The following is an 18,678-nucleotide window of genomic DNA, read 5'->3' on the forward strand; positions in this document are numbered from 1 at the left end:
GCGCGCGGCGGCGGCAAGACGGCGGAGCTACACCGCCTCGCCACGAGGGCCAAATTGCTGCTCGATAAGGCCCTTGTCTCAGTTCCGGTCGAGGCTCTGCGCCAGCCGCATCAGGCGCACCGCCTCGGCACGGTAGCCATAGGCGTCCTCCCCTTTCGCGGAATTCGCCAGCGCGATGGCGTCGTCATAGGTCCAGCCGTTCAGGTAGGGGCTGTCCTGCAAGATCTGCCCGAACCCGGCAATCGCGGCGGCAAAGCGCATGTCGTCGCTCGTTTCGCCCCCCGCCACGATCGGTGTCTCGATCAGCTGGCTCGTTTCCTCACCCGGCGCCTTGTAGCGCAGCTTGAGGTATCCCAGCTCGTCGCTCGTGTTCTGTGGTTCGGCCTCGCCATAGCGCAGCGGCTCGGTCAGACGGGCCTCTGAATCGACCAGCGTCACCTCGTAGATCGCCGTCACCGTATGCCCCGCGCCGATATCCCCCGCATCGACCGCGTCGTTCCTGAAATCATCCCGGTTCAGCGCCCGCGTCTCGTACCCGATCAGCCGGTACTCGGCCACCACGCCGGGGTTGAACTCCACCTGGATCTTCACGTCATCGGCAATCGGGTAAAGCGCCCCGGTGAACTGATCCACCAGCACCTTCTGCGCCTCCGACAGCGTATCGATATAGGCCGCCTGCCCGTTCCCGTTCTGCGCCAGCGACTGCATCACCGCGTCGTCGAGGTTGCCCCGCCCGAAACCCAGAACCGACAGGTAGGTGCCACTCTCCCGCTTGCCGGCGATAAAGCGCTCCAGCTCGTCCGGGTCGCTGATGCCGACGTTGAAGTCGCCATCGGTGGCCAGGATCACGCGGCTCACTTCGCCCTCCTCTGTCATCCCCTCGGCCACGGAATAGGCCTGCTGCAAACCGTCCTGCCCGGCGGTGTTGCCACCGGCGCTCAGGTTGTCGAGCGCGCCCAGAATGGTATCCCGCTCTGCCGCCGAAGTGGGTTCGAGCACCTGCCCCGCACTGCCGGCATAGGTCACGATCGACACCTGGTCCTGCGCCGACAGCTTCGACAACATCAGCGCCAGCGACTGCTTGAGAAGGGGCAGCTTGTCGGGATGCTCCATCGACCCCGACGTATCGATCAGGAAAACGAGGTTCAGCGGCGGCCGGTCCTCGACCGCGGGCAGCTCGCCCTGGATCCCGATATGCACGAGTTGCGTGTCGGGGTTCCACGGCGTATCGGTCACACTCACCGTCGAACGGAACGGCGCGTCCCCCTCGGCGGGCGCGGCATAATCATAGGGGAAGTAATTGATCATCTCCTCGATCCGCACCGCCTCGTGCGGCGGCATCACCCCCCCGATCAGCGAAGAGCGCACGACCGCATAAGAGGCCGTATCCACGTCGACCGAAAAGGTCGAAACCGGGTCGTCCGCCGTCACCTTCAACGTGTTGGGATCGGCGTGAGCATACGCTTCCGTATTGTTCTCCGGCCGGATCAGCACATCCCGTTGCCCGCTCGGCGCCATGTTGTTCAGCGTCTCGACCGCCAGCCCCCGCAGGCTTTCCGCCCGCGTGGCCTGCAATCGCGGCGCGGGGCTGGGCGGCGCGGCGCTCGCCATATCGTCGGCTGCCAGCGACTCGGCGCCTTCCATCTCGAACAGACCGCCCACTGCGTCCGCTGGCGGCCGGGACAGGTCTTCCTCGGTCGCCACGGTCTTCTGCACCATGGGCCCCGGCCGGAACATGTCGCGCCCGGCCTGCCAGTCGGGCACCACCACGACGAGACCCAGCGCCACCAGGGCCGTGGTCGCCGACATCATCCCGCGCGACGAAAGTTGAGTCGTTATCATTCTTGCTACTCCTCTGAACCAGCCCCTCCCAGGGCGATCAGAGGTAAGACGCACACCCGGCCGACTTTCTTGGAGCCGATCGAAATTTTCCTGCGCGATAGTGAAATTCGCAGCCTTCCGGCCCGCGTCGGGCGCGGGGGTGGCGGCCTGCATTGCCTGTTTCAGATCTTCGAGGTCGTCGCTCATGCCTGATCCTCTTTCTCGCGCTGTGCGCGCAACCGCTTCTTTGCCTCAGAGATGCGCCAGCTGACCGTGCCCGGGGCAACGCCCAGAACCTCGGCCGCCTCTTCGTGGCTGAGATCGTCCAGCACCAGCGCCAGCGTGTCGCGCAGCTCTTCCGGCAACGCCCGCATCGCCTGTGTCAGCCAGTCGACGGCCTCCGCCGCCTCGCTCTGGGCGGCGCGCCGGTTCACTTCCCAGTCGCCCCAACCTTGCGAATGGCGGGCCCGTGTCGCCGCCTTGCGCCGCCGGTCATGGGCGGCATTGACCACCACCCGCCATAGCCAGGTCGCAAACCTCGCCTCACCGCGAAATCCCTGCAGCCGCGCCGGCAGCGTCGCGCAGACATCCTGGGTCAGGTCCTCTGCCTCGGCCGCCGCGCCTGTCAGGCGGAACGCCAGCCGGAAAACCCTGTCATAGTGCCGTTCCAACAGAAGGGAGAACGCGTGAGAGTCTCCCTCCGCCGCGGCCCTTGCAAGGCTTTCATCACTCGTTTCCATGCGCATCACGTTTGTTGGACGCGCGTGAATGGTCAATCCTTGGCGGACCCTAAAGATTTTTTCAGAAAGATTTCGAACAGCAGCCCTAAAGCGCCCCAACCGCCTCAAGCGCCGCGCGCACCTCGGCCCGGCCCTCGTCCGACAAGGGCGCCTGCGGCGGCAGCGGCACGCCCACCTCGTAACCCTGCATCTCGAGCCCGCCCTTGATACAGGCCGCCAGGTTATGCCGCGCAAAGGCCTGGTTCAGCCCCCACAGCTTGCGCTGCAACTCCATCGCCTTGTCCCACTGCCCCGCGCGGCAGAGCTCGTACAGCTCCACGCTCTGCTCGGGAACCAGACAGGCCGGCCCGGCCATCCAACCCACCCCGCCGATCATCATCACGCAGGTCGGGATATGCGCCGAGGCCGAGAACACCTCGATTTTCCCGCCCACCCGGTTCATGATCGACAGAAGCCGCCCGGTATTGCTCGACGCGTCCTTGAGATAGCGAATATTCTCGATCTCAGAAAGCCGCTCGAGCACCGGAAGGCTCAGGTCGCTCCGCTGGAAATTCGGATTGGTGTAAAGCACCACGGGCAACGATGTCGCCTCGGCGATCGCCTTGAAGTAGGCATAGGTTCCCTCGTCGCCGACAGGGAAATACGCCTCCATCACCGCCAGTATCCCGTCGGCGCCCAGCGTCTCGAACGCCTCGGTCTGCCGCTGTGCCTCGGCAATCGTCGTCGCCGCCACCCCGGCCACGACCGGCACGCGCCGGCCTGTAGCCCTGACCACCGTCGCCACGATCTCGCGCTTCTGGGCCCAATCGAGATAGGCGAACTCCCCGGTCGAGCCCAGCGGCGTCAGCCCGTGCACCCCCTTGCCAATCAGATCGTCGCATAGCCGGTCGAGCACGTGGTCCATCACCCGGCCTCGATCGTCGATCGGGGATACGAGATAGGGAAACACACCGTGGAAATCATTCTGCGTCATGGCGGCAGATTACAGGGTTTTGCGGCGTCTCCAAGCACCCACCGCGCAAAAAGAAACGCGGCCCGACAGGGGCCGCGTTCCAACTTTTCTGGCACCGGTGATCAGACCGAGGTGCAGATATATTTCATCTCGAGATAGTCATCGATCCCGTGATGGCTGCCCTCGCGGCCGAGGCCCGATTGCTTGACCCCGCCGAATGGCGCCACTTCGGTCGAGATGATGCCGGTGTTCACACCGACGATCCCGTATTCCAGGGCCTCGGCCACCTTGGTGACGCGGCTCAGATCCTTGGCGTAGAAATAGCTCGCCAGGCCGAAGATCGTGTCATTCGCCATCTCGATCACGTCATCGACCGTGTCGAACTTGAAAAGCGGCGCCAGCGGGCCGAACGTCTCGTCCTTGCTGACGACCATGTCCTGCGTCACGCCCGTAAGGATCGTCGGCGGCAGGAAATACCCTGCGCCCTGCATCGGGTCACCGCCGCCCATCAGCACATTCGCGCCTTTCGACTTGGCATCGGCCACGTGCTCCTGAACTTTCTCGATGGCATCGCCGTTGATAAGCGGGCCAAGCGTCGTGCCCTCTTCCAGCCCGTCGCCGATCTTCAGCTTCTCGACAGCCGCCTTCAGCTTCTCGGCAAAGGCATCGTACACACCGGCCTGCACATAGATCCGGTTGGCACAGACGCAGGTCTGCCCGTTGTTGCGGAACTTGCACATGATGGCGCCTTCCACGGCGGCATCCAGATCGGCATCGTCGAACACGATGAAAGGCGCGTTGCCGCCAAGCTCCATCGAGCATTTCATCACCTGGTCGGCCGCCTGCCGCAGCAGGATCCGGCCCACCTCGGTCGAGCCGGTGAAGGTCAACTTGCGCACGACAGGGTTCTCGCAGAACTCCTTACCGACCTCAGAGGAGCTCGACGAGGTCACGATGCTGAACACCCCTTTCGGAATTCCCGCCCGCTCGGCCAGAACACCCATCGCTGTCGCCGACAGCGGCGTCTCGGCCGCCGGACGCCCGACAAAGGCACAGCCCGCGGCCAGCGCCGGCCCGGCTTTACGAGTGATCATCGCATTGGGGAAGTTCCACGGCGTGATCGACGCAGCCACGCCGATGGGCTGCTTGATCACGGTGATCCGCTTGTCGCGCTGGTGGCCCGGAATGGTCTCGCCATAGATCCGCTTGGCTTCTTCGGCGAAGAACTCGATGAACGAGGCCCCATAGGCGATCTCGCCCTTGGCCTCGGCCAGCGGCTTGCCCTGCTCGGCGGTCAGGATGGTGCCCAGATCGTCCTGGTTCTCCATCATCAGGTCGAACCACTTGCGCAGCACGGCGGCGCGTTCCTTGCCGGTCCACTGCGCCCATTCCTTTTGCGCCTTGCCCGCGGCCTCGATGGCCTTGGCCACTTGCGCCCGGCTCATGTCGGCCACGTTGGCAATCACGTCGCCACGCGCCGGGTTTGTCACCTCGAACGTGCCGTCGTCTCCGTCGACCCACTCGCCGCCGGCATAGGCCTGCTCGGCCAGAAGGCTGGGATCCTTCAGAAGGGATTTCAGGTTTGTCGTCGTATCAAGCATGGATCGGTCCTCCTGCAACTTGGTTGGCCAAAGGCAAACCACTAAGCGGCGGGAATGTCCAGATGGCGGGCCCTCGGGTTCAGTCGGGCGCCAGCATATACCCTTCGCCCCGCACCGTCTGCAGATAGCGCGGCTGTTTCGGGTCCGACTCGATTTTCCGCCGAAGCCGGGTGATCTGCACGTCGACCGCCCGTTCCTGCGCCTGCCCCTTGTCGCGGCCAAGGTCCTCGACCAGCTTCGCCCGGCTCACCGGCTCCCGCAGGTGCTCCGAGAAGATCCGCATCAACTGCACTTCGGTCGCCGTCAGGCGTACCGGCTCGTCGCCCCGCAACAATTCCGCCCGTTCGATGTCGAACCGCACCGTTCCCATCTGCAACACTTTCGGCGCCATCGTCTCGGGCAGCGCCGCGGGCATCCGCCGCAGGATCGCATTGATCCGAAGCAGCAGCTCCTTCGGCTCGAACGGCTTCGCAAGGTAATCGTCCGCCCCGGCCTCCAGCCCCTTGATCCGGTCTTCCGTCTCGTTCTTTGCGGTCAAAAGCAGGATCGGCGTCACGATCGTCTCCCGTAGCGCCTGGGTCAGCGCCACGCCATCCTCCCCCGGCATCATCACGTCAAGCACGATCAGGTCGAACTCCAGCCCCGACAGGATGCGCCGCGCATGGGCCGCATCCCTTGCCGCCGACACGAGAAACCCGTGCCGCGCAAGAAACTTGCGCAGCAACCCGCGAATGCGCTCGTCGTCATCCACGATCAAAAGGTGCGGGGCCGGGTCGCTCATGCACCGTTCTCCCGGATGGCATGGTACTTCCGCCGCAACTCGGGCTCCATCATGGCCTCCAGAACCTGTCGGAAACCTGCCACGGCCTCGGGCCCGGCCGCGCGATAGGCAGCGCGCATCCGCGCCCGCTGCGCATCGGAAATCTTCCGCTCCAGCGCGATTCCATCTTCCGTCAGAAACAGGTTCCGTTCCCGTTTATCGGTCGAACCGACCCGGCTTTCCACCAACCCGTTCTCGATCAACGTCCGCAGCACCCGGTTCAGCGATTGCTTGGTCACACCAAGGATTCCCAGCAGGTTGTTGACGGTCGTGCCCGGACTGCGGGCAATGAAATGCAGCGCCCGGTGGTGCGCCCGCCCATAGTCCATCGTCGCCAGTATCCGGTCCGGATCGGCGGTGAACCCGCGATAGGCGAAAAACATCGCCTCGATCCCCTGTCGAAGCTGCTCGTCGGTCAGAAACAGCAGGTTTTCACCGCCCTGAACGTCCGGCATGGCTCCTCCAAATCACAACTACCATATTCCACCCATAACATTATGTCAGCTTTGTTGACATTCCAAGATCAAACTGGTAGCGAATCGCAGTTTTCGCGCAACTTTATGTCCGGTTCGGACGTAACGCGCGCAACAAATGAAAAAACGGCCTGTTGAAGGAGTACGAATATGGCTGGCTATGATGACCGCGACGGCAAGATCTGGATGGATGGCACACTCGCCGACTGGCGCGATGCGAATGTACATATCCTGACCCACGCGCTGCACTATGCCAGCTCGGTATTCGAGGGCGAGCGCGCCTATAATGGCAAGATCTTCAAAAGCCGCCAGCATTCCGAGCGTCTGCACTATTCCGCCGGCCAGCTCGATTTCGAGATCCCCTTCACCGTCGACGAGATCGAGGCCGCCAAGGCCGACGTGCTCAAGGCCAACGGCCTGACCGACGCCTACGTGCGCGCCGTCGCGTGGCGGGGCGCCGGCCCCGACATGGGTGTCGCGTCTGCTGGCAACCCGGTGCGCCTCGCCATCGCCGCCTGGGAATGGGGCGCCTATTACGGTGACGCCAAGATGAAGGGCGCCAAGCTCGACATCTCCAAGTGGAAACGCCCGAGCCCGGAAACCATCCCCTGTCACGCCAAGGCCGCCGGCCTCTACATGATCTGCACCCTGTCGAAACACGCGGCCGAGGCGAAAGGCTGCTCCGACGCGATGATGTTCGATTACCGCGGCTACGTGGCCGAAGCGACCGGCGCCAACATCTTCTTCGTCAAGGATGGCGAAGTGCACACGCCCAAGCCCGACTGTTTCCTCAACGGCCTGACCCGGCAGACGGTGATCGGCATGCTCGAGGAACGCCAGGTCAAGGTGCACGAGCGCCACATCATGCCCGAGGAGCTGGAAAGCTTCCAGCAATGCTGGCTCACCGGCACCGCGGCCGAGGTTACCCCGGTCGGCAAGATCGGCGACTACAACTTCGAGGTCGGCGAACTGACCCGCGGCATCGCCCAGGATTACGAGCAACTGGTTCGCGTCTGATCCTTGCGCAACATCCGTGAGGCTCTCGACAAGGCAGAGGTGAAGGACGGCGCCACGCTGTCCTTCCACCACCATCTCCGCAACGGCGACGACGTCATGCGGCAGGTGCTCGCCGCCTGCTCGGCCGCGGGCCTGCGCGACCTTCATATCGCGCCCTCCTCGCTCTTCCCCTGCCATGCCTCCCTGATCCCGTTTCTTGAAAACGGCACCGTCACCCGCATCACCACCTCCTACATGACCGGCCCGCTGGCCGATGCCGTGCGCGCCGGCCTCCTACCCCATCCCGTGATTCTGCAATCCCATGGCGGTCGCGCGGCGGCCATCGCCTCGGGCCGCCTGCCAATCGACGCCGCCTTCATCGCTGCCCCGGCGGTTGACGGTGCGGGCAACCTCACCGGCGCCACCGGCCCCGCCGCCTGCGGGCCGCTGGGTTACCCGATGGTCGATGCCGCCCATGCCCGCCACGTTATCGCCGTGACCAACCACCGGACGACCGACCTACCCCGCGTCTGCATCCCTGCCGAGCAGGTTCACGCCATCATCGAAACCGACCACATCGGCGACGCCAGCCAGATCGCCTCCGGCACCACCGGCCGCGCACCCTCTCCCAAGGGCCAGGCCATCGCCGACCTGACCGCCCAACTCATCGCCTGTTCCGGCCTCCTGCAAGACGGTTTCCGATTCCAGACCGGCGCCGGCGCCACCTCCCTCGCCGTGGCCCGAGACCTCGCCCCGATCATGGCGAAACGGAACCTCAAAGGCGCCTTCGCCGCCGGCGGCATCACCGGCGCGCTGGTCGAGATGTTCCGCGCGGGCCTCTTCGCCACCCTCCGCGACGTGCAGGCCTTCGACCTCCCCGCCGTCCGCTCCTATGCCGAAGACACCTCCCATTTGCCGATGTCCGCCGAAACCTACGCCAGCCCCGACCACCCCGACAGCATCGCCAAGCAGCTCGACGTCATGATCCTCGGCGCGGCCGAGGTCGACATGAATTTCAACGTCAACGTCACCTGTGCCAGCGATGGCCGGATCATCGGCGGCTCGGGCGGCCATGCCGACACCGCAGCGGGCGCCACGCTGCCCATCGTCACCACCCAGCTTGCCGCCGGCGGCTTCCCCAAGCTGGTGCAATCGCTCACCTGCCTCACCACCCCCGGCGCGACCATCGGCGCTGTCGTCACCGAGGCCGGCATCGCCATCCACCCCTCGCGCCCCGAACTGGCCGAACGCGCTCGCCGCTCGGGCTTGCCCGTCACCACGCTCGACGACCTTCGCCAAAAGGCCGAAACAGGCACCAATCCGGCCAAAGACGGCCAAGGCACAGGCAAACTTGTCGCCCTCTGCGAAGCGCCAGACGGCCAGGTCATCGACGAAATCCGCGCCCCCTGAGCCCGACGGGCGAAAACCCGCGCGTTACAAAAGGTTATCCAACTCTTCAAACATCCGTCGACCACCGGTCACGAAACCAAGGTCTCTTCCGCGCCACAAACACCTTTCAGGAAACCGCGAAGGAGACCCACATGACCAAGCTGATCCGCCCCACCCGCCGTGCCGTTCTGGCCTCCGGCACCGCGTTCGCTGCCTCGCTCGCCATGCCCGCCCTCAGCCGCGCAGCCTCGCGGCCCGCCTTTACCCACGGCGTACAATCCGGCGATGTCGACAAGTCCTCCGGCATGATCTGGACCCGCACCGACCGCCCCGCCAAGGTGATGATGGAGGTCTCGACCACCGAAAGCTTCGACAACGCCATGAAGCTGCCCCCGCTCGACGCCCTGCCCGAAACCGACCTTGCCGTGAAGCGCCTCGTCGAAGGGCTCCCCGCCGATCAGGACATCTTCTACCGCTTCACCGCCCATGACCTCTCCGACATCAACGGCACCAGCGACCCCGTGACCGGCCGCTTCCGCACCGCTCCCGCCGGCCGCCGCGACATCCGCTTCGCATGGTCGGGCGACACCGCCGGCCAGGGCTGGGGCATCGACGACGAAGGCATGGCCACCTACGCCACCATGGCCAGGCACACTCCCGATTTCTTCCTGCACTCGGGCGACACCATCTATGCCGACGGGCCGATGACTGACGAGGTCGAGAAAGACGGCGAAATCATCTGGAAGAACACCGTTCTGACGGATGACAAACGCAAGGTCGCTGAAACGCTCGAGGAATACCGCGGCCAGTGGAAATACAACATGATGGACGAGCACGTTCTCGCCCTCAACGCCACCGTACCGACCTTCTTCCAGTGGGACGACCACGAGGTCGTCAACAACTGGTCCTCCTCGCGCTCCCTGATGGAGGATGACCGCTACACCGAAAAATCCATCCACGTGCTTGCCGCCCGGGCCGCCCGCGCCTTCCACGAGATGACGCCGATCCGCTATACCCCGGCCGAGCCGGGCCGCGTCTACCGCAAGATCTCCTATGGCCCCATGCTCGAGGTCTTCTTCCTCGACCTGCGTTCCTATCGCGGCCCCAACTCCGAGAACATGCAGGACGAGCTGACCGACGAATCCCGCATCCTCGGCGCCGAGCAAATGGCGTGGCTCAAGCGCGAGCTGACGCAATCCTCGGCCACGTGGAAGGTCATTGCTTCCGACATGCCCATCGGCCTCGTCGTGGGCGGCGGCCAGGAAGCCGTGGCCAACGGTGACAACGGCGCCGCAAAGGGCCGCGAACTCGAAATCGCCCAGCTGCTGCGCTTCATCAAGACGGCCAACATCACCAACACCGTCTGGTTCACCGCCGATGTCCACTACACGGCGGCGCACTACTACAACCCCGACAAGGCCCAGTTCCAGGATTTCGCTCCCTTCTGGGAATTCGTCTCCGGACCGCTCCACGCCGGCACCTTCGGCCCGAACGACCTCGACATGACCTTCGGCCCGGAAGTGAAATACGTGAAGGCCCCGACCGAGGAACAGGGCGCCAACCTGCCCCCCTCAGCCGGCCTGCAATTCTTCGGGCTGGTCGATATCGACGGCGCCACCCAGCAGATGACCGTCCGCCTGATGGACCGCGCCGATACCGAGCTGTGGAAAATCACGCTCGACCCCGAAGGCATGGCGCTCTGATCTCTCACGCGTAGAGCTTCAGGAAATCCCTCACGGCGCGGTCCACCCGCGCCGTGATCTCCGCCTCGGAAAGCGGCTCTGTTACACCGAAAAGCCTCTCCAGCTGCACCTCTCCCTTGACCAGCACGACGAACTTTTCCGCGGCCTCCATCGAGTCACCCAGTTCCATGTGCCGCGCCAGCCATCCGGCGAATTTCGGCAACGACTTTGCCTTCCCCTCCGCCACCAGGATCCGCCCCAGCACCGGGTCGCCCCCCGCTTCGGCGATCGCCGCCCGGTTCAGCGCCACCGACGCCTCCCCCGTCATCAACCGCAGCAACTCGGCCCCGAACGCCCGAAGCCCGTCCTCCAGCGGCATCGCGCCGAAATCCTCCGGCAAGGCCCTGTCCAGCGCGCTGGCATTGTCCCGAATCATCGCCCCAAAGAACCCGGCTTTGTCGCCGAACCAGTTGTAGAGGGTCTCCTTGCTCGCACTGGCTTCCCGCGCCACGGCAATCATCGACGTGCCGCGCCAACCTTTCTCGATCAGCACCTTGAGACCACAGGCCAGAATCTCGGCCCGCCGCGTGTCGTTTCCCGTCTGCTCCGTCGGCATTCCGGCCTCCATTCAATAGCGGATTGACATTAGCGTACCATTGGGTACGGTACAAGGCGTACCGTCTGGTACGGATATCGAAAGGACGATCTCAATGCCACACCCCGACACCCGCGCCGACCTTATCGCCGCCGCCTGCCTCCTCCTTGCCGTGATACAGGCCATGATGCTCGCCTCGCTCTTTGCTGGCGTCGCACCTCACCCGCCCCGCGCCATCCCGCTCTTTGCCATGCCGCCCTTCCTGTCGGTCAGCATCGGCACGGCGCTGGCGGCCTGTCTGCTGGCACAGCGCCCCACCGGTCAACGCCTCGCCATTCCCGCGGCCCTCTTCGCCCTCCTCAGCTTCGGCCCGCAAAAATACCTCGACCCGGCCTTCCCGGAAATCTGGATCGCCGTCATCGCCAGCCAGGCCGCGGTGCTGACCATCGCCTACGCCCTCATCGCACAGCCCACCGCCAGCCGCGCCCGCCATGCGAACTGACCTGGAAATGAAAAAGGCCGGGCACCGGCCCGGCCTTTTCGAAACCCTGGTGCGCTGGCTTACCCCGGCGAAAGGCCCCGCATCCGCTCCGACCGGCGCCGCAACAGCTCGACCGTCGTCAACAGCACGATCGAGATCGACACAAGGATCGTGGCAACCGCCAGAATGGTGGGTGAAATCTGCTCACGAAGACCGGTGAACATCTGCCACGGCAGCGTCTTCTGCCCCGCCGAGCCGACGAACAGCACCACCACCACCTCGTCGAACGACGTGATGAAGGCGAAAAGCCCGCCCGAAATCACCCCCGGCAGGATCAGCGGCATCTGCACCCGGAAGAAAGTCGTCACCGGGTCGGCTCCCATATTCGCCGCGGCCCGCGTCAGCGACCGGTCAAAACCCACCAGCGTCGCCGTCACCGTGATGATGACGAAGGGAATACCAAGCGCCGCGTGCGCCAGGACAACGCCCCAATAGGTGCCCTGAAGCCCCAGCCGCGAATAGAAGAAATACATCCCCGCCGCCGAGATGATCAGCGGCACGATCATCGGCGAGATCAGGATCGCCATGATCGCCCGGCGGAACGGCACGTGCTCCGAACTCAGACCGATCGCCGCCAGCGTCCCGAAGCTCACCGACAGAAGCGTCGCCACCGGCGCGATCGCCACCGAATTCCACAGCGCCTGCTGCCAGTTGTCGGAGGTGAAGAAGTCACGGTAGTGCTTCAGCGAGTAGCCCGCCGGGTCGAAAGACAGCATCTCCGGTGTGAAGGTAAAGAAATCCTCGGCGTTGAAGCTCAGCGGCATCACCACAACGATCGGCGTGATCAGGAAGAAGAAGATCAGGCCACAGATCACGCGGAAGGCGTAATGCCCCAGAACCTGCCCCGGTGTCAGATATGGCAGCAGGTTGGCGCGATACCGGCCCTGCCCGATCCAGTAGATGAACCAGCCATAGAACAGCCCGAGAAGCGCGCCCACCACGGCCCCCGGCACACCTCCGAACAGAAACCCGCCGACCGCGAAGAGCGCCAGAAGCCCCCAGCGGAACGGCTTCTCCATGGCCTCGCCCAGAACGCCCTGCGCAAGGAAGGTCACAATCGCCAGAAGCACCGCACCGGCCAGAATGCCCTGCCAGATCGAGCCCTGTGCCGCGCCCACGAACAGGCCCGCAAAGGCCCCCGCCGCGGCCAGAACCGGAATGGTAAAGCCCAGCGGCTTCTTCTCGACATACTTGAGTGTGTACGTGGCCATGTCCGCCTACCCCAGCTTCACGTTGTCGATGCCCACGATCTTGTCATAGGCCCAGTAAAGGATCAGCACCGCCGCCAGCAGGATCGTCCCCAGCGCGGCCGCAAGGCCCCAGTTGAGCGACGACGAGATGTGATAGGCGATCCGGTTCGAAATGAACGTCCCCGTCGTACCACCCACGATCTCGGGCGTGATGTAGTACCCGATGGCAAGGATGAAGACGAGGATCGACCCCGCGCCGATCCCCGGCACAGACTGCGGGAAATAGACCCGCCAGAACGCCGTCCACTGCGTCGCGCCAAGCGACCGGGCCGCCCTCACGTAAGACGGCGGTATCGTCGACATCACCGAATACATCGGCAAGATCATGAACGGCAGAAGGATGTGCGTCATCGCGACGATCGTGCCGAACTGGTTATTGATCATCACTAGCCGGCCGAAATCATCCACCAGCCCCAGCCAGACAAGCACGTCGTTGATCACCCCCTGCTGTTGCAGCATGACCTTCCACGCGCTCGTCCGCACCAGAAGCGAGGTCCAGAACGGCAGCAGCACAAGGATCATCAGCATGTTCGCCGTGCGCATCGGCAGGTTCGACAGCAGGTAGGCCACCGGATATCCCAGAAGAATGCACGACCCGCAGATCACCAGCGACATGAACAGTGTACGCTGGAACAGCATGATGTAGATCTGCTGGTTCTCCGGCCGCGCCTCGGCCCCATCGACACCCTTCTGCATGTCGATCGCGTTGAGGAAATACCCGCTCGTGAATTCCGGGCTGTAGGTCTGGATCGTCCGCCACGTGGCGTTGTTGCCCCAGTCCTCGTCCATTTCCAGGAAGGCATCCTTGAACACGATTTCCGGCTGATCGGCCAGCATCTCCTGTGCCGCGCGCAGCTCCTCGGCGCCGGGGCCGTCATAACCCGACAGGTCAGCGCCCGCCTGAAGCTCCTGGATCATCGCGATCTTGACGGCTTCCCACGGCTCCTCCTCGGCGACGACATCCTCGTCGGCGATCACGGTGAAAAGCGCGAAGGCAGCATATTGGTTGACCGTCCGGGGCAGGATCTGTGCAATACCGGACCCCGGCACGTATCCCACGTCCCCGGAAAAATCGTCACTGGTCAGCTGCTGCAACATCGCGCGCTGAATTTCCAGCGGTTCGGTGATCGTCTCGGCCCCCTCGCCGCCGGTCATCAGCTCGTACCAGAACGCCTCTTCTTCCCAGGCCTCGTTGAGATCCTCGAGCGCGTCGATCTGGTCTTCGCCCACGTCGTCGACACTCCGGCCACTGCCGCGGAAAAGCGAGGAAAGCCCCGTCTGCTCATAGTTCAGCCGCGTCCCGAGGCGCGTGTGCTCCTTGGCTTCGGCGGCGATGAACATGTCATAGTAAAGCGCTTCGTAGACCGGCTCGTCGGGCGATTCGGCCTCGTTCGCGTCCCAGTCGGCCAGAAGCTGAACGGTGCGCGGAAGGGTATTCGAAACGATCTGGTTCTCGACCGACCGGAACAGCATGTCGACGATCGGTGCGATAAAGGTGACAAGCACAAAGATCAGAAGCGGCGCGATCAGCATCAGCGCCCGCATCTTCTGAACCCTGAGCGCCTTGGCGAGACTGCGTTTCAGCGGCGTGCCGTCGGCGGAGAGCATGCGCCCGTCCTTGTCGACATTGTCCATGGCCTTGGCCTGGTCGCGCGGGTCGTCCGCCTTCGGTGCATCGACCGTATTCGGATCGGAAGTGCCGTCGCTCATGCTGGTCCCCGTCACCCTGTTGGGTTGTCTCTTTCTTTGCAGGGAGGGCCCGGGCGCACCGGGCCCTCCCCGTTTGGTTCAGCTAGACGGGCCTATCAGCCGGCCAGCCAGGCTTGGAATTTCGCGTCGATGTCGTCGCGATAGTCAGCCCAGAACTCGTAGTTGTAGAGGAACGTGTTCTTCGAGTTCTCCGGGTCGGTCGGCATGTGCGGCGCCATCTCGATGCCGAGATCTGCGTGCTTGCCAACCAACGGAGCCGACGACTCACGTGCCGGGCCGTACGAGATGTACTTGGCCTGGTCCGCCAGACGCTGCGTGTCGGTGGCGAAGTAGATGAAGTCGAGCGCACGGGCCAGACGATCTTCCGGCAGGTTCGCCGGGATGATCCAGCCGTCAAGGTCGAACACCTGCGCGTCCCACATCATGGCGACGGGCTGGTCCTGCTCTTCGATCACGCTGAACAGGCGGCCGTTATAGGTCGAGCCCATGAAGATCTCGCCATCCGCCAGAAGCTGCGGCGTGTCAGCGCCGGCCGACCACCAGATCACGTCGTCCTTGATGGTTTCCAGCTTGTCGAGCGCCTGCTGCTGACCTTCCGGGGTTGCCAGAACGTCATAGACGTCTTCCTTGGCGACACCGTCGCACAGAAGGGCCCACTCCATGTTGTTGATCGGACGCTTCTCAAGCGCGCGCTTGCCCGGATAGGTTTCCAGGTCGAACACGTCGCAGATGTCGTTCGGCGCCTCGGCACCTTCCGGCACCATGTCGGTGCGATAGCCGAAGGTCGTCGAGTAGACGATCTGCGGGATGAAGCAGTCGCCGACCAGCAGGTCGCCGAAGTCGTCTTCAGCCGAGGTGCCATCGGGCGCTTCCGCCAGAACTTCCTCGGGGTCGATTTCCATCGCCAGGCCTTCGTCGCACAGGCGCAGCGCGTCGGCCGCAACCACGTCGACCACGTCCCAGGTCACGTTGCCGGCTTCGTCCATGGCGCGCAGTTTGGCCACGGCTTCGGCCGAGCTTTCGTCCCAGACGATCTCGAGGTCGGGGTTCATTTCCTTGTAAGGCTCGGCATAGGCGCGTTCCTGGCTGGTCTGGTATGCACCACCCCAGGAAACCAGCGTCATCGAGCCGGCCATATCCTGGGCCGACACCGCACCTGCGGCAGACACGGCAACAGCCGTGGAAGCCAGGAGAGTCGTCGTCAGTTTCATTTCATTCTCCCATTTCTCATCCCGTTTCTTGCTCTACGGGCTTCGCTCTACGGGTGAAGATCACGAAGCCTCACGTCATTCGCGCCCGTCCGGGCCGCGAAACTCTCTAAAGTCTAGACCGCATCCAGGGCGCGGCAATCTTCGGGCAGCCAGCCGATCTCGACCTGCTCGCCCGGTTTCAGGCGCTGCTGATCGGCGGAATTCCGGGTCTTGATGATGAAATCATCCTTGCCCGCCACCTTGAGCCGGGTGCGGAACACGTCGCCCATGTAGATGAACTCCGCCACCTCCGCCTTCAGCGTGTGGGCCTTGTCGCCCAGCTTCTTCACGTCGACCTCGACCCGCTCGGGCCGGATCGAAATCGTCGTCCGCTCGCCGGGCTTGCTCACGTTCACCGGCTTGGCATCGATCAGCTCGCCATCGTCCAGCTCGACCACGGCCAGATCGCCCTTGATCTCCTTGATCGTGCCTTCCAGCGTGTTGTTCTCGCCAATGAACTGCGCCACGAAACTGTTCTCGGGGCTTTCATACAGCACGTCCGGCGCAGCGATCTGCTGAATCCGCCCATCGTCGAACACCGCCACGCGGTCCGACATGGTCAGCGCCTCGGTCTGGTCGTGCGTCACGTAAACCGTGGTGATCCCAAGCTCATGCGCCAGGTTGGTGATCTCGAACTGCATGTGTTCCCGCAGCTGCTTGTCGAGCGCGCCCAGCGGCTCGTCCATCAGAACCAGCTCCGGCTCGAAGACAAGCGCCCGCGCCAGCGCGACCCGCTGCTGCTGGCCACCCGAAAGCTGGGCCGGGCGGCGGTTGCCGAAATCGCCCATCTGCACCATGTCGAGCGCGCGGCGCACCTTTTCCTCGCGCTCCGACTTGCCCTGCTTCCGCACTTCCAGCGGAAAGCTCAGGTTCTCGGCCACGGTCATGTGCGGGAAAAGCGCGTAATTCTGGAACACCATGCCGATCCCGCGCTTGTGCGGCGGGATGTTGTTGATCGACACGCCGTCCAGCAGGATCTTCCCGTGCGTCGCCGTCTCGAACCCGGCCAGCATCATCAGGCAGGTCGTCTTGCCCGACCCCGACGGGCCCAGCATGGTCAGGAATTCGCCTTTCGGCATCGACAGGTTCAAGTCTTTGACGACAAGCGTTTCCCCGTCATAACTCTTTTGAACGCGTTCAAACGCAACGAACGCATCGCTGTTCTGCGATTCAGTCAAAAGTGGCTCCCCATCAGTGTTACGCCGCGTGTTCACCCGCGGTCGATCAAACTAAAACCACAAACTCGCTACTGTGCAAGGAGGCTAGCGAACTTTTTTATCGCTTCAACCGGCGGCAGGAAAAACGATCAGTATTTGATCAAAATAAAGTCGTTTTTCCTGCCTTTTCCCCGGTTAAAGCATCATTTTCACATCATCTTATTGCGGTTGCATCGCGTCGCACCCGCGGAATCAGCCCAGAACTTTCTGCGCTGCGGCAACGGTTTTCGTCACCACCTCGTCGGCTTCCTCCTTCGTCAGGCAGAACGGCGGCGCAAAGCCAAGGATATCGCCCTGCGGCATCGCCCGCCCGATCACACCGCTCTCGGACAGCGCACTGGCCACCTGCGGCCCGATCTTGTCGGCGGCGTCAAAGAACGTGCGGCTGTCCTTGTCCTTCACGAACTCGACCGCGCACAGCATGCCCTCGCCGCGCACCTCGCCCACGTTCGGGTGATCGCCCAGCGCCTCGGTCATGGTCTTCTTCAGATACCCGCCAACCTCGCGATTGTTCGAAATCAGGTTCAGATCGTCCAGCAGCTTGAGGTTCGCCACCCCGGCCGCCGCCCCGATCGGGTGCGCCGAGTAGGTCCAGCCGTGGCCGATCGCGCCGAACTCGTCGGTGCCCTGCTCCAGAACCTTCCACATCTTGTCGCTGACAATGGAACCCGACAGCGGCGCATAGGCGCTGGTCAAGCCCTTGGCGATGGTGATCAGGTCCGGCTTAAGCCCGTAATGCTCCGAGCCCATCATGCTGCCAAGCCGGCCAAAGCCCGTCACAACCTCGTCGGCCACGAACAGGATGTCGTGCTTGTCCAGAACCTTCTGGATCGCCTCCCAATACCCGGCCGGCGGCGGCACGATGCCCCCGGTGCCCAGCACCGGCTCGCCGATAAAAGCGGCAATCGTGTCGGCGCCCTCGCGCTCGATCATCTCTTCCAGCTTGTCCACGCAATGCTGCACGAACTGCTCTTCGCTCTGGTCGAGGTTGTCCCGGCGATAGTAATAGGGCGCTTCCGTGTGCTTGATCTGCGCCATCGGCAAGTCGAACTTCTTGTGGAACAGCTCCAGCCCGGTCAGCGACCCGGTGATCAGCCCCGACCCGTGATACCCGCGCCAGCGACTGATGATCTTCTTCTTCTCCGGCCGGCCGAGGATGTTGTTGTAGTACCAGATCAGCTTGACGTTGGTCTCGTTCGCGTCCGAGCCGCCCAGCCCGAAATAGACCTTGCTCATGTGGTCCGGCGCCCGGTCGAGGATCATCTTGGAAAGCGTGATGCTCGCCTCGGTCCCGTGCCCCACATAGGCATGGTAATAGGCCAGCTCGCGCGCCTGCTCGGCAATCGCGTCGGAAATCTCCGTCCGGCCATAGCCCACGTTCACACAGTAGAGCCCGGCAAACGCATCCAGAAGCTTGTTGCCGTCACGATCCTCGATATGGCTGCCGCTGCCGCCCTTCACGATCCGGTTCGGCGCCTCGCCCCGCGCGAACTGCGCCAGGTGCGTCGAAGGGTGAAAGAAATTCTCGCGGTCCCATTGGTCCAGTTGATCGTTCCTCAGCATGTTCTTTCCTTTCCTTGGGGGCGTTTCACCCCTGCTTTCATTGTTCCAAAAATACTCAAGATCCCACGGCCGCCAATG

At 63.7% G+C, this 18,678-nt stretch carries 16 protein-coding genes; 4 read left to right on the top strand and 12 right to left on the bottom strand.

Annotated features, from left to right (window positions below; all coding sequences use genetic code 11):
- Window positions 1-78: 78 nt before the first annotated feature.
- The 6 genes from RIdsm_RS25305 to RIdsm_RS25330 form a co-directional block, all read right to left on the bottom strand.
- Window positions 79-2,028 carry a vWA domain-containing protein gene (locus RIdsm_RS25305; protein WP_057812302.1) on the bottom strand — a complete coding sequence of 650 codons (1,950 nt, stop codon included), beginning with the start codon at window positions 2,026-2,028 and terminating at the stop codon, window positions 79-81.
- Window positions 2,025-2,561, bottom strand: a complete 537-nt coding sequence (locus RIdsm_RS25310; RefSeq protein ID WP_057813267.1) for an RNA polymerase sigma factor — start codon at window positions 2,559-2,561, stop codon at window positions 2,025-2,027. Before RIdsm_RS25310 ends, RIdsm_RS25305 begins: the two co-directional genes overlap by 4 nt.
- Before the next feature lie 85 nt (window positions 2,562-2,646).
- Window positions 2,647-3,534 carry a dihydrodipicolinate synthase family protein gene (locus RIdsm_RS25315; RefSeq protein ID WP_057812300.1) on the bottom strand — a complete coding sequence of 296 codons (888 nt, stop codon included), beginning with the start codon at window positions 3,532-3,534 and terminating at the stop codon, window positions 2,647-2,649.
- 101 nt (window positions 3,535-3,635) lie between these two features.
- A complete protein-coding gene (locus tag RIdsm_RS25320) occupies window positions 3,636-5,114 on the bottom strand; it encodes an NAD-dependent succinate-semialdehyde dehydrogenase (RefSeq protein WP_057812298.1) in 1,479 nt (492 codons plus the stop codon).
- Between the two features lie 79 nt (window positions 5,115-5,193).
- Window positions 5,194-5,895, bottom strand: coding sequence for a response regulator (locus tag RIdsm_RS25325; protein WP_057812296.1), 702 nt, complete (start codon window positions 5,893-5,895; stop codon window positions 5,194-5,196).
- Window positions 5,892-6,389 carry a MarR family winged helix-turn-helix transcriptional regulator gene (locus RIdsm_RS25330; RefSeq protein WP_057812294.1) on the bottom strand — a complete coding sequence of 166 codons (498 nt, stop codon included), beginning with the start codon at window positions 6,387-6,389 and terminating at the stop codon, window positions 5,892-5,894. Before RIdsm_RS25330 ends, RIdsm_RS25325 begins: the two co-directional genes overlap by 4 nt.
- A gap of 168 nt (window positions 6,390-6,557) precedes the next feature.
- Here RIdsm_RS25330 and RIdsm_RS25335 point away from each other — a divergent pair, with 168 nt between their 5' ends.
- From RIdsm_RS25335 to RIdsm_RS25345, 3 genes are all read left to right on the top strand, one after another.
- Entirely contained in the window at window positions 6,558-7,424 is an 867-nt protein-coding gene (locus tag RIdsm_RS25335) for a branched-chain amino acid aminotransferase (protein WP_057812292.1), read from the top strand.
- Window positions 7,425-7,427: 3 nt separating this feature from the next.
- Complete coding sequence (locus RIdsm_RS25340) at window positions 7,428-8,813, top strand: citrate lyase subunit alpha (RefSeq protein WP_057812289.1); 1,386 nt, start codon at window positions 7,428-7,430, stop codon at window positions 8,811-8,813.
- Between the two features lie 131 nt (window positions 8,814-8,944).
- Complete coding sequence (locus RIdsm_RS25345) at window positions 8,945-10,495, top strand: alkaline phosphatase D family protein (RefSeq protein WP_057812287.1); 1,551 nt, start codon at window positions 8,945-8,947, stop codon at window positions 10,493-10,495.
- Window positions 10,496-10,499: 4 nt separating this feature from the next.
- Here the strand turns inward: RIdsm_RS25345 and RIdsm_RS25350 are convergent, their stop codons facing one another.
- Window positions 10,500-11,090, bottom strand: a complete 591-nt coding sequence (locus RIdsm_RS25350; protein WP_057812285.1) for a TetR/AcrR family transcriptional regulator — start codon at window positions 11,088-11,090, stop codon at window positions 10,500-10,502.
- Window positions 11,091-11,184: 94 nt separating this feature from the next.
- On the opposite strand from RIdsm_RS25350, the gene RIdsm_RS25355 reads away from it, so the two are divergent.
- A complete protein-coding gene (locus tag RIdsm_RS25355; protein ID WP_057812283.1) occupies window positions 11,185-11,571 on the top strand; it encodes a hypothetical protein in 387 nt (128 codons plus the stop codon).
- Window positions 11,572-11,630: 59 nt separating this feature from the next.
- On the opposite strand, the gene RIdsm_RS25360 is transcribed toward RIdsm_RS25355, so the two are convergent.
- The 5 genes from RIdsm_RS25360 to RIdsm_RS25380 form a co-directional block, all read right to left on the bottom strand.
- Entirely contained in the window at window positions 11,631-12,821 is a 1,191-nt protein-coding gene (locus tag RIdsm_RS25360) for an ABC transporter permease (RefSeq protein ID WP_057812281.1), read from the bottom strand.
- A 6-nt stretch (window positions 12,822-12,827) separates the two neighbouring features.
- On the bottom strand, window positions 12,828-14,570 hold the full coding sequence (locus RIdsm_RS25365; protein ID WP_177228385.1) for an ABC transporter permease: 1,743 nt from the start codon (window positions 14,568-14,570) through the stop codon (window positions 12,828-12,830).
- Window positions 14,571-14,665: 95 nt separating this feature from the next.
- A complete protein-coding gene (locus tag RIdsm_RS25370; protein WP_057812279.1) occupies window positions 14,666-15,781 on the bottom strand; it encodes an extracellular solute-binding protein in 1,116 nt (371 codons plus the stop codon).
- Window positions 15,782-15,894: 113 nt separating this feature from the next.
- Complete coding sequence (locus RIdsm_RS25375) at window positions 15,895-16,998, bottom strand: ABC transporter ATP-binding protein (RefSeq protein WP_057812277.1); 1,104 nt, start codon at window positions 16,996-16,998, stop codon at window positions 15,895-15,897.
- A gap of 231 nt (window positions 16,999-17,229) precedes the next feature.
- Window positions 17,230-18,600 (bottom strand): aspartate aminotransferase family protein, encoded by a 1,371-nt coding sequence (locus tag RIdsm_RS25380; protein ID WP_057812275.1) that lies wholly within the window; start codon window positions 18,598-18,600, stop codon window positions 17,230-17,232.
- Between the last annotated feature and the right edge of the window lie 78 nt (window positions 18,601-18,678).

The sequence above is a fragment of the Roseovarius indicus genome (assembly GCF_008728195.1).
Taxonomy (GTDB): domain Bacteria; phylum Pseudomonadota; class Alphaproteobacteria; order Rhodobacterales; family Rhodobacteraceae; genus Roseovarius; species Roseovarius indicus.